This is a genomic window from Streptomyces vilmorinianum (assembly GCF_005517195.1).
Taxonomy (GTDB): Bacteria; Actinomycetota; Actinomycetes; order Streptomycetales; family Streptomycetaceae; genus Streptomyces; species Streptomyces vilmorinianum.
The window spans coordinates 1,862,228-1,877,378 of sequence record NZ_CP040244.1; the positions used below are offsets into that span (position 1 = coordinate 1,862,228).

The following is a 15,151-nucleotide window of genomic DNA, read 5'->3' on the forward strand; positions in this document are numbered from 1 at the left end:
GGATCGGCGCACACGAAGTGGCGGTGCGTGAAGCCAGGCTCACAGATTGGTGTTACCAGGGCGTGACCCGGTGGTCAAACACTGATGAAACGTTGATACGGCCATTCGTGCGACCCCGGAAACCCGGACGCGGCCCGTACACGCTCCCTGACCTGGGAGTGCGTACGGGCCGCGACGGATCCGGCCATTACTGGCCGGTAACTACTTGTGCGTGAATTCACACAGCCTGCGTGGCGTTGGAGACCGCGCCACGCTTCTCGATCGCCTGCTGGAACAGCCGGCCCGCGCGGTACGACGACCGCACCAGCGGACCCGACATCACACCGGAGAAGCCGATCTCGTCGGCCTCCTCCTTCAGCTCCACGAACTCCTGCGGCTTCACCCAGCGCTCCACGGGGTGGTGGCGCACCGACGGGCGCAGGTACTGCGTGATCGTGATCAGCTCGCAGCCGGCGTCGTGCAGCTGCCGCAGCGCCTCGCTGACCTCCTCACGGGTTTCGCCCATGCCGAGGATCAGGTTCGACTTCGTGACCAGACCGTAGTCCCGGGCCTTCGTGATGACGTCCAGCGAACGCTCGTAGCGGAAGCCGGGGCGGATCCGCTTGAAGATCCGCGGCACCGTCTCGACGTTGTGCGCGAAGACCTCGGGACGGGAGGCGAAGACCTCCTCCAGGAGCTCCGGCACCGCGTTGAAGTCGGGGGCGAGCAGCTCGACCTTCGTACGGCCGTCGGCGCGGCCCGCCGTCTGCTCGTGGATCTGGCGCACGGTCTCCGCGTACAGCCAGGCGCCGCCGTCCTCCAGGTCGTCGCGCGCGACGCCGGTGATCGTGGCGTAGTTCAGGTCCATCGTGACGACGGACTCGCCGACCCGGCGCGGCTCGTCACGGTCCAGCGCCTCGGGCTTGCCCGTGTCGATCTGGCAGAAGTCACAGCGCCGCGTGCACTGGTCACCGCCGATGAGGAAGGTGGCCTCGCGGTCCTCCCAGCATTCGAAGATGTTGGGACAGCCCGCCTCCTGGCACACCGTGTGCAGGCCCTCGCTCTTCACGAGGCCCTGCATCTTCGTGTACTCGGGGCCCATCTTCGCCCGCGTCTTGATCCACTCGGGCTTGCGCTCGATGGGGGTCTGAGCGTTACGGACCTCCAGGCGCAGCATCTTGCGTCCGTCGGGTGCGACTGCGGACACGACCGGCTCCCTGTAGCTTCGATTCTTCGGCGTCCACCAGGGTACGCCCGTTGCTTCGCAAGTCTTACGTCTGGCCAACCTGTGGCCAACGCCCTGCATTCCTCAGGCCGAGGCCGTCTCGACCTCGCGCGGCTTCAGGTCCGCGTTCTCCAGGACCTCCCGCAGGTGCTTCTCGATCACCGGCAGAACCTCCTCGATCGTGATGTCCCGGCCGAGCTCGCTCGCCAGCGAGGCCACGCCGGCGTCCCGGATCCCGCACGGGATGATCCGGTCGAACCACGCGTTGTCCGGGTTCACGTTCAGCGCGAAGCCGTGCATCGTGACGCCCTTGGCGACCCGGATGCCGATCGCGGCCAGCTTGCGGTCCTCGCGGCGCTGGCCGGCGTTGGACGGCGCGTACTCGGGGCCGTTGAGCCGCGGGTCGAACTCGGGGTCGCTCAGCCGCGGGTCGAAGTCCAGCGACAGCCCTCCGAGCGACGGGCGCTGCTCCACCGGGTCGCCCAGCACCCACACGCCGCTGCGGCCCTCGATCCGGGTGGTCTCCACGCCGAACTCGGCGGCGGTGCGGATCAGCGCCTCCTCCAGGCGGCGGACGTGCGCGACGACGTCGACCGGGCGGGGCAGCTTCATGATCGGGTAGCCGACGAGCTGGCCCGGGCCGTGCCAGGTGATCTTGCCGCCGCGGTCCACGTCCACGACCGGCGTCCCGTCGAGCGGGCGCTCGCTGTCCTCCGTACGACGGCCGGCCGTGTAGACCGGCGGGTGCTCCAGGAGCAGGCAGGTGTCGTCGATCTCGTCGGCGAACCGGGCCGCGTGCACCTCGCGCTGCTTGTCCCAGGCCACCTGGTACTCGACGGCTTCCTCGCCGAAGCCCAGACGGACGAATCGCAGCTCACTCACGGCAATGCCTCCTCCTGGGTGCCGGGGCCGGGTTCGGGGATCGTCCCGGGCCGGCTCGGCACCATGCGTCATTCGCGCCCATGCCACTGTACGGCGGCGCCGCGGAGAGCCGTCCGGCAGGTGTGAGGGGGTGCCCACACCGGTGCCTTGACGAGTGGGAGCACGGGCTCCGACACGGGCGTCTCCACCGGATCTACGCCGTTCCTACGCTGCGCCTACGTCAGCGATGGCCCCAATCCTCACACGATCGGATGAATGTGGGGCGAAGGAGGCGGTATAGGCGGCGGGGGCCGCTAAATTCACGCCGTTCCATGAGGGTCCATACGGGCTTCCACCCGGGCCCGGAAGGCAGGAGACCGCACAGCTGATGACGGAACGACCCCCGCAGCGCATCCCGAACCGCCAGCTCGCCGCGCTCATCGCCGAAGCCGGGTTCTCCAACGCGGGCCTGGCCAGACGGGTGGACCAGCTCGGCCTGGAGCACGGACTCGACCTGCGGTACGACAAGACCTCCGTGACCCGCTGGCTGCGCGGTCAGCAGCCGCGGGGCACCACGCCCGCCCTGATCGCCGAGGTCTTCACCCGGCGCCTGGGCCGCCGCCTCTCGGCGCAGGACCTCGGTCTGGACGCCTGCGCGCCGGTCTACGCGGGACTGGAGTTCGCGGCGACGCCCGAGGAGGCGGTCGACATCGTCAGCGGGCTGTGGCGGAAGGACTCCGGCAGCCATGTCGAGCTCCGCAAGATCGCGTTCACGCCCGCGGGGCTGGTGGTCCCGAGCCGGGACTGGCTGATCGGGCGGGCCGACGAGCGGGTGGGCCGGGGGGACGGGGCGTCGCCGAACGGCCGCCTCGGCCCGGACGGCCGGCTCCTGTCCGACGTGCGGGCGGCCGGCGCCGACGCGCGACGCCTCGCCCAGGACCCCCGGGTGCCGCCGCAGGGCCGTCCCTCGGTGCCCCGACAGCGCGGCACCGACAGGGGGCCGGGGCAGCGGGTCTCCAGCGGCGACATCGCCGCGCTGCGCTCGGTCGGCGAACTGTTCCGGACCCTCGACCACGCCTACGGCGGCGGCCACGCCCGGCAGGCCCTCGTCCGGTACCTGGAGCACGAGGCCGAGCCGATGCTCCGCGGCACGTACGGGGAGTCCGTCGGGCGCCGCCTGTTCGCCGCGGCCGCCGACCTGACGAGGCTGGCCGGCTGGACCTCGTACGACATCGCCGCGCACGGCCTCGCCCAGCGGTACTTCGTCCAGGCGCTGCGCCTCGCGCAGGCCGCGGGGGACCGGGCGTACGGCTCGTACGTCCTGATCACCATGAGCCGGCAGGCCGTGTACCTCGGCCACGGGCGCGAGGCCGTGCAGCTGGCGCGCGTCGCCCAGCAGGGCGTCGGCTCGGCCGCGCCGCCCGTCGTCCAGGCGCTGCTGCACTCCGTGGAGGCGCGCGGGCACGGCGTGCTCGGCGAGGCGCGGGCGTGCAGCGCGTCCCTGGCCAGGGCCGAGCGGGCGCTGGAGGCGGCGCGGCCGGGCGACGACGTCCCGTACTGGGCGCGGCCGTTCGACGAGGCGCAGCTCGCCGACGAGTTCGGCCACTGCCACCGCGACCTCCAGCAGTACCGGTCCGCGGCGCAGCACGCCGAACGCTCACTCCAACTGCGCGCCCCCGGCTTCGCCCGCAGCCGCCTCTTCTGCCGCGTGGTCCTCGCCTCGGCCCGCCTCGGCCTCGGCGAACTGGACCAGGCGTGCGCCCTGGGCGCGGAGGCGGCGCAGCAGGCCTCCGAAATGCGCTCGGCCCGCGCCCTGGAGTACGTCCGCGACTTCGAACGCCGCCTGGAGCCCTACCGCGACGCGGCGGCGGTCCGCACCTACCGCGACCGCGTGGCGGCGATCGGCTAGCGGGCGGGACCCCGCCCATGGGCGCAGGGACCGCCCGAGCCCGTAGGGCCCGGCGGTCGGCGGTGCTGCGTGCGCGCGTCCGGCGCCGTTCGCTCCCTGCCGGAGGCCGGGGGCGGTCTCGCCGCGACGCGGCCCTGCGTGGGCTGTCGAAACCAGGCGTCGCCCTCCGGCCCTCGGCCGGACCCTCGGCGGCCGGCGGCCCGGGAGCGCCCGCGCCGCCGGCCGTCCCAGGGCTACGCCGCGTCCGCGAGCGAGCCTGCGGCCGGGCGGAGGCCCAGGTCCGTGAGGAGGGCGTGGGTGGCGCGGTGGGCCGAGGTGAGGGCGCCTTGGGGGGTGCTCGTGTCGCGGTGGTCGCCGCAGATGTAGAGGCCCGCGAGGAGGCGCACCGGGCGGCGGGGGTCGTGTGGGGGGCGCATCGCCGGGACGGCGTCGCGGGTGTGGCGCAGGGCGAGGAGCTCCCACTCGTCCGTCGACGTGCCGTACAGCGTCGCGAGATGCTTGCGCACCCGGCGCTCGGCGTCGTCGGGCGGCGTGCCGAGGACCGTCGAGGTGACCAGGACCCGGCCCCCGGGGGCGCGTGTGGGGTCCACCGCGCTCATGACCGCCGTGTGCGCGACCGGGCCGCCCGGGTCGGACTCCAGGAGCAGGACCGGGTCGGGCGTGGGCGCGGCGGGCGCCGTGTGGTGCAGCACCGTGACCGCGTGGAAGGCGGGGGTCCGCAGCCCGGGCAGCAGCTCGGCGGCGCTACGGGCACCGGTCGCCAGGACGACGGAGCGGCAGCGGACCTCCCCGTGCTCGGCGGTCGTGACCTTGTTGACCGCGATGTCGGTGACCCGGACCCCCGTACGGACCGTGCCGGGCGGGAGCGCCGCCGCGAGCAGGTCGGGCAGCGTGGCCGACCCGCCCTCCGGTACGCACAGCCGCCCCCGCGCGAACGCCCGCAGCGCCAGATCGGCGTAGCGGCTGGACGTGGTGAGGTCCGGGTCCCCGAGCAGCGCGGCGAGCAGCGGCCGCAGGAACCCCTGAACGGTACGGGTCGGCAGCCGCGCGCTCAGCGCCTCGCGGGCGGTCCGCTCCGGACGGGCGAGCAGCCGCTGCGCGGGCGTCGCGGCGAGCCGCGCCAGGCCGGCCCCGAGGCGCGCCTGGTCGAGCGACGCGGCCGGATTTCGAGGGGCGCTCGCAAGGGCGCGCGCCACCGTGAAGGCGCCCCCTACGCCCCAGGGGGCGTGGGGGGACCCCCTCCCTACGCGCCAGGGCGCGAACGTGGAGCTTCCCGCCTCGCCCGTCCTCGCGTACCGTCCGTCGCTGTGCACGAGCACCCCCGGTGCGAACGGCCGCAGCACGACCCCGTCGAGGCCCGGTGTCCGGAGCAGCTCGGCGTACGAGGTGGTGAGCAGCGGCCCGACCCGGTCGAGCCGGAAGCCGTCGACGTCGTCGGTGATCATCCGGCCGCCGACCCGTGGCCCGGCCTCCAGGACGGTGACCCCGATCCCGGCCCTGGTCAGCTGATGGGCGGCCGCGAGCCCCGCGATCCCGGCTCCGACGATGACGACGTCCGTGTCGCCATCCGTATGGCGTGCGGTACTGAGCACGTGCCCCTCCCCAGGTCGGCGCGGCTGGTGGGAGGCCTATGCCCCCAACCGGCCCGTGGAATGCCCGAGTTCGCATTTCAGGACCTGCCAGCCTAGGCAGCCTTCCCGCCGGCGCCAGCAGCGCGCACCGGGGTGCACGCAGCACGGGGTCGCACGGACCGCACGCGGCCGCGCGGTGCTGCCCGGGACCGTACGGTGTGTCAGCCGGCCGCCGCCCGGATCGAGTCGTCGATCGTCGGGAACGCGAAGTCGAACCCCGACTCCAACAGACGGCTCGGCAGCACCCGCTGACTGCCCAGCACATCCTGGGCGAAGTCCCCGAGCACCAGCCGCAGCGCCGGCGCCGGGACCGTGAAGAGCGTCGGGCGGCGCAGGACGCGGCCCATCGCCGCCGTCACCTCCCGGTTGGTGACCGGCTCCGGCGCCGTCAGATTCACCGGCCCCGCGAGGGAGTCCGTGTCGATCAGATGCCGCAGGGCGGCCACCTCGTCGTGCAGCGAGATGAAGCTCCAGAACTGACGCCCGTCGCCCATCCGGCCGCCCACCCCGGCCCGGAACACGGGGAAGAGACGGCCCCACGCCCCGCCCTCGCGGGCCACCACCAGACCCGTGCGGGCGTACGCGACTCGGATACCGGCCTCCTCGGCGGGGGCCGCCGCGGCCTCCCACTCCACGCACACCGAGGGCAGGAAGCCTTCGCCCGCGGGCGCGCTCTCGTCCACCGCGCGCGAGCCCGTGTCGCCGTAGTAGCCCAGGGCCGTGCCGCACACCAGGACCTTCGGCGGCTCGGCGAGCGAGGCGAGGGCCTGGGAGATCGCCTTCGTACCGAGCACGCGGCTCTCGCGGATCTCCTTCTTGTACGCCTCGTTCCAGCGGCGCTCGCCGACCCCGGCGCCCGCCAGATGCACGACCGCGTCGACGCCGACGAGCCCGGCGGTGTCCACGTACAGCCGCTTCGGGTCCCACTCGACCTCGTCGGCGGTCCGGGCGGGCCGCCGCACGAGGCGGGAGACGTGATGGCCGTCGGCGCGCAGGGAGCGCACGAGGGCCGAGCCGATGAGTCCGGACGCGCCGGTGACGGCGATGCGGGAGCGTTGCATGGGGCCCATCCTGCCCTCCCCGGCCAGTCCGTGGCACAGTGGCCGCCATGACCGCTCCCGAGACGCACATACGCCGGGCCCGGCCGGCCGACGAGAGCGCACTGGGTGAGCTGGACCGCGCCACCTGGTCGACGCTGCACGCCGTACTGCCCGCCCCGCAGCCCCCGTACAGCCCGTTCTTCGACGAGCGGCACCGGCCCGAGGACTACCTGGTCGCGGAGCTGGGCGGTAAGACCCTGGTCGGCTATCTGAAACTCGTGCCGCCCACCCCGCTGGCCTGCAACGCGCACGTCCGCCAGATCCAGGGCCTCGCCGTCGCCGAGAGCGCCCGTGGCCGGGGCGTGGCCCGTGCGCTGCTGCGCGCGGCGATGGCGGAGACCCGGCGGCAGGGCGGGAGCCGGATCACGCTGCGGGTCCTCGGCCACAACACCCCGGCCCGCGCGCTCTACGAGTCCGAGGGCTTCGTGGTCGAGGGCGTGCTGCCCGGCGAGTTCCTCCTCCAGGGGGCGTACGTCGACGACGTGCTGATGGGCCGCTCGCTCACGCCTTAGGCGTCAGCGGGGCCATCCCGCCCATCAGTTCGCGCAGACAGCGCACCGCGAGCTCGGCCGGTGCGCCCTTGCCCCGTACCGGCGCGTCCGTCTCGGCCCAGGCCTCCAGCGCCACCCGGATCGCGTCCGTGGCCGCCGCCGCCGCGAGCCGTACCTCCAGCGGGTCGGCGCCGGGGCCGGCCAGCCGGGCCACCACGCTCAGCAGCTTCTCCTCCGACTCCTGGTTGACCCGGTACCAGACCGCCCGCAGCGCCGGGTCCTCGGCGGCCGCCCGCAGCAGCCCCCGCGTCCAGCGCAGCCCCTCGGCCGCCTCCTCGCCGTCCGCCGCGAGCGCCTCGGCGATCGAGCGCTCCAGGGCCGCCGGCACGGTCGTACCCGGCTCCGACGCCGCGAGCGACTCCCGCCAGCGGTCCGCGCCGCCCGCCAGGAGCGGGGCGACGGCGTCCTGCTTGGAGCGGAAGTAGCGGTAGAAGGTGCGCAGGGCGACCCCGGCCCGCAGTGCGATGTCCTCGGCCGTGGTGCCGTCCGGGCCGCGCTCGGTGAAGAGCTCGGCGGCGGCCCGGGCGATGTCGAGCTGGGTGGCGGCCTTGCGGCGCTCCGTCAGGGAGGGGGGCTTGGTGCTCACCGTACGAAGAGTACGCCCCACCCCTGCCGACCTTGCACATCATGCAGATATGGCAAAACGTGCCACCTCGGCGTACGGTGTCCCCGATATCGAGCACACCCGTCGTCGAGAGGTCCCACAGGACATGAACCGCTACGAAGGACGCCGCGCACTGGTCACCGGCGGCGGCTCCGGCATCGGCCAGGCCACCGTGCTGCGCATGCTCGCCGAGGGCGGCAGCGTCGTCGCCGCCGACATCAGCGAGGACGGGCTCAAGGACACCCTCGCCAAGGCGGGCACGGACGCCGACCGCCTGACGACCGTGGTCCTGAACGTCGCCGACGAGACCTCCGTACGCGAGGGCGTCGCCGCCGCCGTCGCGGCGCTGGGCGGCGGAGGCCTGGACGTGCTGGTCAACGCGGCCGGCATCCTGCGCTCCTCGCACACCCACGAGACCGGCCTCGACGCCTTCGAGCAGGTCATCCGGACCAACCTGACCGGCACCTTCCTGGTGATCCGCGAGGCGATACCCGCCCTCCTGGAGGGCAACGGCTCCGCCGTCGTGAACTTCTCCTCCACCTCGGCGATGTTCGCCCACCCCTATATGGCCGCCTACGCGGCCAGCAAGGGCGGCATCCAGTCCATGACCCACGCGCTCGCCGCCGAGTACGCCAAGCAGGGCATCCGCTTCACCGCCGTCCAGCCCGGCTCCATCTCCTCCGGCATGACCGACGGCACCGGCGCCAGCCGCCAGTCCGTCGGCCCCGGCCTGCCCGAGGACACCGACTGGTCGCTCTTCGCGAAGCTCGCCCCCGCCCTCGGCCAGGGCTTCGCCGGACCCGAGACCGTTGCCGGCGTCGTCGCGATGCTGGCGAGCGAGGACGGGACGTTCATCACCGGCACCGAGGTCCGCATCGACGGCGGGACGCACTTCTGATGTCCGCGGCCGAGGTCTTCCACGGCCGAACGGCCGTCATCACCGGCGCGGCCTCCGGCATCGGTGCCGGCCTCGCCCGTCACGCCGCCCGGCTCGGCATGAAGCTCGTCCTCGCCGACATCGCGGCCGACAGCCTCGCCGCCCTCGCGGACGAGCTGCGCGCGACCGGCGCCGAGGTCGAACCGGTCGTCACCGACGTCGCCGACCCGGCCTCCGTGGAGGCCCTCGCCGACCGCGCGTACACCCGCTTCGGCGCCGTCGACCTCCTGGTCAACAACGCCGGGATCATGGCCCTGGGCTACTCCTGGGAGATCCCGACGGAACGCTGGGACGCCATGCTCCGCGTCAACATCGGCGGTTACGTCAACGGCATCCGCGCCTTCGTCCCGCGCATGCTGGAGCGCGGCGAGCAGGCCTGGGTGGTGAACGTGTCCTCCATCGGCGGCCTGCTGCCGAGCCCGCTGATGGCCCCGTACAGCGCCACCAAGTTCGCCGTGCTCGCCCTCACCGAGTCGCTGCACCACGAGATGCGGATGAAGGGCGCGCCGGTCCAGGTCTCCGTGGTCACCCCCGGCGCGGTCCGGAGCGAGATCTTCCGGGCGGCGCGTCCCGACGCGAACGAACCGCCCGAGGCGCCCGAGGTCACCGGCTTCGCCGACCACCTCCAGACCATGAGCGACGAGCACGGTCTGACCCCCGAGGAGCACGCGCGGCGCGTCTTCGCGAGCGTCGCGGAGGGGAAGTTCTGGGTCATCCCGCAGCCCGAGACGCTCCGCGAGGCGCTGCCCGCGCGCACGGACATGATCCTCGGCCAGGTGGACCCCCGGCTCCCGACGGGCTGACAGGCCGGTACGGACCCGGGGTGGGGACGACCCCCGGGTCCGTACCTCAGCCGGGTCAGTCCGGTACCGCCGCCCCGAAGCGCCCCCACAGCTGCGGGAAGCGCGCCGCGAGCACCGCGTCGTCCTCCAGATCGAAGGCGACCCCCTCCGGCTCCGCCGGCTGCGGCGGAATCCCCAGATCCGGGGCCTCGGTGCCGGTGAGCTGTTCGTACGCCTCGTCCGCGGCGAAGCCCAGCTCCTCGCCGTCCCCGTCGATCTCCTCGTCGAACTCGTCGAGCAGCTCGGCCAGCGCGTCGGGATCGTGCACCGCGCCCTCGAAGACCTCACGGCCCTGGCCGATCAGCCAGCAGCGGAAGTAGTCGAAGGCGTCGTCACCCGCCCCGTCGAGCAGCACCGCCGCCGCGCCCCACAGATCCCAGCGGTACGCGCGGTTGTAACGGGCCTCGAAATGGCGGGCGAAGTCGAGCACGGAGTCGGGGTCGAGCTGCAGCAGCCGCTCGACGAGCAGGTCGGCGTGTTCCTCGGGATCGCCCTCGGCGGCCTCGCGGGTGGCGTCGATGATCTCCCAGAACTCCGTTTCGTCCATCACGGCATCCAGCATCGACCGTGGGGGAGAGCGGCGCACCCGGAAACGACCAAAATCAATCCGGACAGGAGATGTCGTACTTTCCTGTCACGCTCCTTCCATGACGACGGAGAAGAAGCCGCTCGGCGGCAGGATCGCACTGGTCGCGGGCGCCACGCGGGGCGCGGGACGCGCCATCGCCGTACAGCTGGGCGCGGCCGGCGCCACGGTGTACGTGACCGGGCGCACCACCCGGGAGAAGGTCAGCGAGGTCGGGCGCGCGACCGAGACCATCGAGGAGACGGCCGAGCTGGTGACGGCGGCCGGCGGCGAGGGCATCGCCGTCCCCACCGACCACCTGGAGATCGACCAGGTCCGGTCGCTCGTGGAGCGGATCGAGAACGAGCAGGGCCGGCTCGACATCCTGGTCAACGACGTCTGGGGAGGGGAGCATCTGATCGAGTTCGACAAGAAGGTCTGGGAGACCGACCTGACGGGCGGGCTGCGGATGCTGGAGCTCGGCGTGAAGACGCACGCGATCACCTCCCGCCTCGCGCTGCCGCTGCTGATCAAGAACCCCGGCGGCCTGGTCGTCGAGATGACCGACGGCACGTCCGAGTACAACACCCGCTTCCGGAACAACTTCTTCTACGACCTCGCGAAGAACGCGCCCCTCCGGATGGCGTTCGCGCTCGGCCACGACCTCGAGAGCGTGGGAGGCACAGCCGTCGCCCTCACCCCCGGCTGGCTGCGCTCCGAGCAGATGCTGGCCACGTTCGGCGTGACCGAGGAGAACTGGCGCGACGCGACCGAGAAGATCCCGGACTTCGCCGTCGCCGAGTCCCCCGTGTACGTGGGCCGCGCGGTCGCCGCCCTCGCGGCGGATCCCGGCCGGGCCCGCTGGAACGGCCGGTCGCTCTCCAGCGGTCAGCTGGCGAAGGAGTACGGCTTCACGGACGCGGACGGCTCGCGGCCGGACGCCTGGGGTTTCATCATCGCCAAGGAGACCGATCCCTCCGTCCGCGTGGAGGACTACCGGTAGAGCGCGGCCAGGGCCCGGGCCGCCTCCGCGAAACGGGCCCTGAGCGACTCCGGCGCCAGGATCTCCGCCTCCGGGCCCAGGGAGAGCAGCTGGGAGGCGGCGACCTCCTCGTTCTCCACGCGGAGCGTCGCCGTCACCCGCCCGTCGGCGTCCTTCGCGCCGGCCGCCAGCGCCTCCTCGGCCGCCACCCGGTCCGTCACGTACGGAAGGCGGCGCGCTCCCGCCTCCGAGAGACGCACGACGACCTCCGCCCGTAGCAGCGAGCGGGCGAACTCCGCGGCGCGCTCGGCCCAGAAGGACGGCAGGTCGAACTCCTCGTCCCGTACGAAGCGTTCCTCGCCCGGCACGACGACCGTGAAGCGGTCCACCCGGTACGTACGGAACGCCGCACCCGCCCGCGCGCACAGGTACCAGACGCCCGCCTTCAGCACGAGCCCGTACGGCGCGAGCTCCCGCTCGACCTCGCGCTCACCGCGCCGGTAGCGCGCGAAGATCATCCGGTCGTCCCAGACCGCCTCGGCGACCGGCGCGAGCGACCCCGGGGTCTCCGGCTCCTGGTACCAGCCCGGCGCGTCCAGATGGAAGCGCCGCGCGGCCGACTCGGGCGCGTCGCGCAGCGAGGGCAGCAGCGCCGCGGACACCTTCAGCCGGGCCGCCGAGGCCGCGTCCTCCAGGCCCATGTCCCGCAGGGCGCCCGGCAGTCCGGACAGGAACAGCGCCTCGGCCTCGCCGCGCGCGAGCCCCGTGAGCCGGGTCCGGTAGCCGTTGATCAGCCGGTACCCGCCGGCCCTGCCCCGGTCCGCATACACCGGAACCCCCGCCTCCGAGAGGGCGAGGGCATCACGGGTGACGGTGCGTTCGGACACCTCGAGCTCGGCGGCCAGTTCGGCCGCCGTCATCGAGGGACGGGCCTGGAGCAGCAGCACCATCTTGATCAGCCGGGCAGCGCGCATGACACGCATTCTGCCCGGCCGACGGGGGCCTTACAGACCGTAGCGCTCGCGCGCCTCCTTCACGGCCGAGGCCGGGACCTCGCCGCGCCGCGCGAGCTGCGCGAGGGCCGCGACGACGATCGACTGGGCGTCGACACCGAAGTGGCGGCGGGCCGCGTCGCGGGTGTCGGAGAGGCCGAAGCCGTCCGCACCGAGCGAGGACCAGTCCTGCTCGACCCACTGCGCGATCTGGTCAGGCACCTGGCGCATGTAGTCCGACACCGCGAGGACCGGGGACTCGACGCCCTCCAGCGCCTTGCGGAGGTACGGGATCCGCTCCTCGCCGCGCAGCAGCGCCGCGTCGGCCTCCAGCGCGTCGCGCCGCAGCTCCGTCCAGGAGGTCGCGGACCACACGTCGGCCCCCACGCCCCACTCGGCGGCGAGCAGCTTCTGCGCCTCCAGGGCCCAGTGGATGGCCGTGCCGGAGGAGAGCAGCTGGATGCGCGCGGCGTTCGCGGGCAGGTCGAGACCCGCCGACTCCGCCGTGTTGAAGCGGTACAGGCCCTTGATGATGCCCTCGTCCACGCCCGCGGGCTTCGCCGGCTGCGGCATCGGCTCGTTGTAGACGGTGAGGTAGTAGAAGACGTCCCGGTCCTCGCCCTCGGCGGCCTCGCCGTACATCCGGCGCAGACCCTCCTTGACGATGGCCGCGACCTCGTAGGCGAACGCCGGGTCGTACGTCAGGGCCGCCGGGTTTGTTGCCGCGATCACCGGGGAGTGGCCGTCGGCGTGCTGCAGACCCTCACCCGTCAGCGTCGTACGGCCCGCGGTGGCGCCGACGAGGAAGCCGCGGCCGAGCTGGTCGCCGAGCTGCCACATCTGGTCGGCGGTGCGCTGCCAGCCGAACATCGAGTAGAAGATGTAGAACGGGATCATCGTCTCGCCGTGCGTCGCGTACGACGTCGAAGCGGCGATGAAGTCGGCCATCGAACCGGCCTCGGTGATCCCCTCGTTGAGGATCTGGCCGTTGACGGCCTCCTTGTAGTACATCAGCTGGTCGCGGTCGACCGGCTCGTACGTCTGGCCCTTCGGCGAGTAGATGCCGAGCGAGGGGAACAGCGACTCCATACCGAAGGTACGGGCCTCGTCCGGGACGATCGGGACCCAGCGCTTGCCGGTCTCCTTGTCGCGGACCAGGTCCTTCACCAGCCGCACGAAGGCCATCGTCGTCGCGACCGACTGCGAGCCCGAGCCCTTGTCGAAGGCGGCGAAGGCCTTCTCGGCCGGGGTCGGCAGCGGGGCGACCGCGTGCGTGCGGCGGGCCGGGGCCGGGCCGCCGAGGGCCGCGCGGCGCTCCTGGAGGTAGCGGACCTCGGGGGAGTCGGCGCCGGGGTGGCCGTAGGGCACCACGCCGTCGACGAACTGGGCGTCGGAGATGGGGAGGTCGAGCAGGTCCCGCATCGCCTTGAACTCGTCGGTCGACAGCTTCTTCATCTGGTGGTTCGCGTTCTTCGACGCGAAGCCCTCACCGAGGGTGAAGCCCTTCACGGTCTGCGCGAGGATCACCGTCGGCGCGCCCTTGAACTCCAGGGCGGCCTTGTACGCGGCGTACACCTTGCGCGGCTCGTGGCCACCGCGGGAGAGGTGGAAGCACTCGAGGATCTTGTCGTCGCTCAGCAGCCGCGCCATCGCGACGAGCGCCGGGTCCGAGCCGAAGAAGTCCTGGCGGATGTAGGCGGCGTCGCGGGTCTGGTACGTCTGGACCTGCGCGTCCGGGACCTCGCGGAGGCGGCGGACGAGGGCGCCGGTGGTGTCGAGCGCGAACAGCTCGTCCCAGGCGTTGCCCCACAGCGACTTCACGACGTTCCAGCCGGCGCCGCGGAACTGGGCCTCCAGCTCCTGCACGATCTTGAAGTTGGCGCGGACCGGGCCGTCGAGGCGCTGCAGGTTGCAGTTGATGACGAAGGTCAGGTTGTCCAGACCCTCGCGGGCCGCGAGCGCGAGGGCCGCGGTCGACTCGGGCTCGTCCATCTCGCCGTCACCGAGGAACGCCCACACGTGGGAGGCGGAGACGTCCTTGATGCCGCGGTTGGTCAGGTAGCGGTTGAAGCGCGCCTGGTAGATGGCGGAGAGCGGGCCCAGACCCATGGAGACGGTCGGGAACTCCCACAGCCAGGGGAGGCGGCGCGGGTGCGGGTAGGAGGGGAGACCGTTGCCCCCCGACTCCTGCCGGAAGTTGTCGAGGTGGGCCTCGGTGAGGCGCCCGTCGAGGAACGCGCGGGCGTAGATGCCGGGGGAGGCGTGGCCCTGGATGTAGAGCTGGTCGCCGGAACCGTCGGCTTCCTTGCCCTTGAAGAAGTGGTTGAAGCCGGTCTCGTAGAGCCAGGCCGCGGAGGCGAAGGTCGCGATGTGGCCGCCGACGCCGTGCTTGGCGCCGCGGGTGACCATGGCGGCCGCGTTCCAGCGGTTCCACGCGGTGATCCGGCGCTCCATCTCCTCGTCGCCGTCGATACCCGGCTCGGCGGAGGTGGGGATGGTGTTGACGTAATCGGTCTCCAGCAGCTTGGGCAGGGCCAGGCCCGCGCCCTCGGCGTGCTGGAGCGTACGGCGCATCAGGTAGGCGGCCCGGTGAGGGCCGGCGGCCTTGGTGACGGCGTCCAGGGAGGCCGCCCACTCGGCGGTCTCCTCGGTGTCACGGTCCGGGAGCTGGTCGAGCTCGCTCGGAATCTTGCCTACGGGATCGGTCATGATCGCCGCCTTCCGGACAGGTGGGGGTGGAGAAGGGGTGCCTTGTCGTGGCAGGACAGGGCGAAGGGCCGGGTAGCGGCCCGCCGAAGACTGTAAGCCGCCGATCGATGATCGATCAAAGGGTTGAGGGGGAAAACCTCTTCGGATCGAGAAAGTCGGCACAGGGTGCCGCGAAAATGGGCACCCGGTGCCTTGTTTTCGCAGGTGGGGAGGCGGATGAGGGTGGGCGCGCACGAATGAGCGGGCCTCCTCGGGGGCCCGCTC

13 protein-coding genes are annotated in these 15,151 nt (G+C 72.8%); 5 read left to right on the forward strand and 8 right to left on the reverse strand.

Going from position 1 to position 15,151, the window contains the following annotated elements; all coding sequences use genetic code 11:
• Positions 1-217 precede the first annotated feature (217 nt).
• Complete coding sequence (lipA, locus tag FDM97_RS08725) at positions 218-1,186, reverse strand: lipoyl synthase (RefSeq protein WP_137989757.1); 969 nt, start codon at positions 1,184-1,186, stop codon at positions 218-220.
• 102 nt (positions 1,187-1,288) lie between these two features.
• Positions 1,289-2,086, reverse strand: coding sequence for a lipoyl(octanoyl) transferase LipB (gene lipB, locus FDM97_RS08730; protein ID WP_137989758.1), 798 nt, complete (start codon positions 2,084-2,086; stop codon positions 1,289-1,291).
• Between the two features lie 367 nt (positions 2,087-2,453).
• Between lipB and FDM97_RS08735 the strand changes: the two genes are divergently transcribed.
• Positions 2,454-3,974, forward strand: coding sequence for a regulator (locus tag FDM97_RS08735; protein WP_137989760.1), 1,521 nt, complete (start codon positions 2,454-2,456; stop codon positions 3,972-3,974).
• A 233-nt stretch (positions 3,975-4,207) separates the two neighbouring features.
• On the opposite strand, the gene FDM97_RS08740 is transcribed toward FDM97_RS08735, so the two are convergent.
• Entirely contained in the window at positions 4,208-5,566 is a 1,359-nt protein-coding gene (locus tag FDM97_RS08740) for an NAD(P)/FAD-dependent oxidoreductase (protein ID WP_137989762.1), read from the reverse strand.
• A gap of 200 nt (positions 5,567-5,766) precedes the next feature.
• Positions 5,767-6,666, reverse strand: a complete 900-nt coding sequence (locus FDM97_RS08745) for a TIGR01777 family oxidoreductase (RefSeq protein WP_137989764.1) — start codon at positions 6,664-6,666, stop codon at positions 5,767-5,769.
• Positions 6,667-6,713: 47 nt separating this feature from the next.
• Here FDM97_RS08745 and FDM97_RS08750 point away from each other — a divergent pair, with 47 nt between their 5' ends.
• Positions 6,714-7,217 carry a GNAT family N-acetyltransferase gene (locus FDM97_RS08750; protein ID WP_137989766.1) on the forward strand — a complete coding sequence of 168 codons (504 nt, stop codon included), beginning with the start codon at positions 6,714-6,716 and terminating at the stop codon, positions 7,215-7,217.
• Here FDM97_RS08750 and FDM97_RS08755 read toward each other — a convergent pair.
• Positions 7,207-7,842 (reverse strand): TetR family transcriptional regulator, encoded by a 636-nt coding sequence (locus FDM97_RS08755; protein ID WP_137989768.1) that lies wholly within the window; start codon positions 7,840-7,842, stop codon positions 7,207-7,209. The genes FDM97_RS08750 and FDM97_RS08755 overlap by 11 nt on opposite strands.
• 124 nt (positions 7,843-7,966) lie before the next feature.
• Between FDM97_RS08755 and FDM97_RS08760 the strand changes: the two genes are divergently transcribed.
• Both FDM97_RS08760 and FDM97_RS08765 read left to right on the forward strand, forming a co-directional pair.
• Positions 7,967-8,758 (forward strand): SDR family NAD(P)-dependent oxidoreductase, encoded by a 792-nt coding sequence (locus FDM97_RS08760; RefSeq protein ID WP_137989770.1) that lies wholly within the window; start codon positions 7,967-7,969, stop codon positions 8,756-8,758.
• Entirely contained in the window at positions 8,758-9,600 is an 843-nt protein-coding gene (locus tag FDM97_RS08765; protein WP_137989772.1) for an SDR family NAD(P)-dependent oxidoreductase, read from the forward strand. The genes FDM97_RS08760 and FDM97_RS08765 overlap by 1 nt, the downstream gene beginning before the upstream one ends.
• A gap of 55 nt (positions 9,601-9,655) precedes the next feature.
• On the opposite strand, the gene FDM97_RS08770 is transcribed toward FDM97_RS08765, so the two are convergent.
• Entirely contained in the window at positions 9,656-10,186 is a 531-nt protein-coding gene (locus FDM97_RS08770; RefSeq protein WP_137994734.1) for a DUF4240 domain-containing protein, read from the reverse strand.
• Positions 10,187-10,286: 100 nt separating this feature from the next.
• On the opposite strand from FDM97_RS08770, the gene FDM97_RS08775 reads away from it, so the two are divergent.
• Positions 10,287-11,207, forward strand: a complete 921-nt coding sequence (locus FDM97_RS08775; RefSeq protein WP_137989774.1) for an SDR family oxidoreductase — start codon at positions 10,287-10,289, stop codon at positions 11,205-11,207.
• Here the strand turns inward: FDM97_RS08775 and FDM97_RS08780 are convergent.
• Complete coding sequence (locus FDM97_RS08780) at positions 11,198-12,160, reverse strand: helix-turn-helix transcriptional regulator (RefSeq protein WP_137989776.1); 963 nt, start codon at positions 12,158-12,160, stop codon at positions 11,198-11,200. The genes FDM97_RS08775 and FDM97_RS08780 overlap by 10 nt on opposite strands.
• 30 nt (positions 12,161-12,190) lie before the next feature.
• Positions 12,191-14,887: a pyruvate dehydrogenase (acetyl-transferring), homodimeric type gene (aceE, locus tag FDM97_RS08785; RefSeq protein ID WP_137989778.1), complete on the reverse strand. Its 2,697-nt coding sequence runs from the start codon at positions 14,885-14,887 to the stop codon at positions 12,191-12,193.
• Positions 14,888-15,151 lie beyond the last annotated feature (264 nt).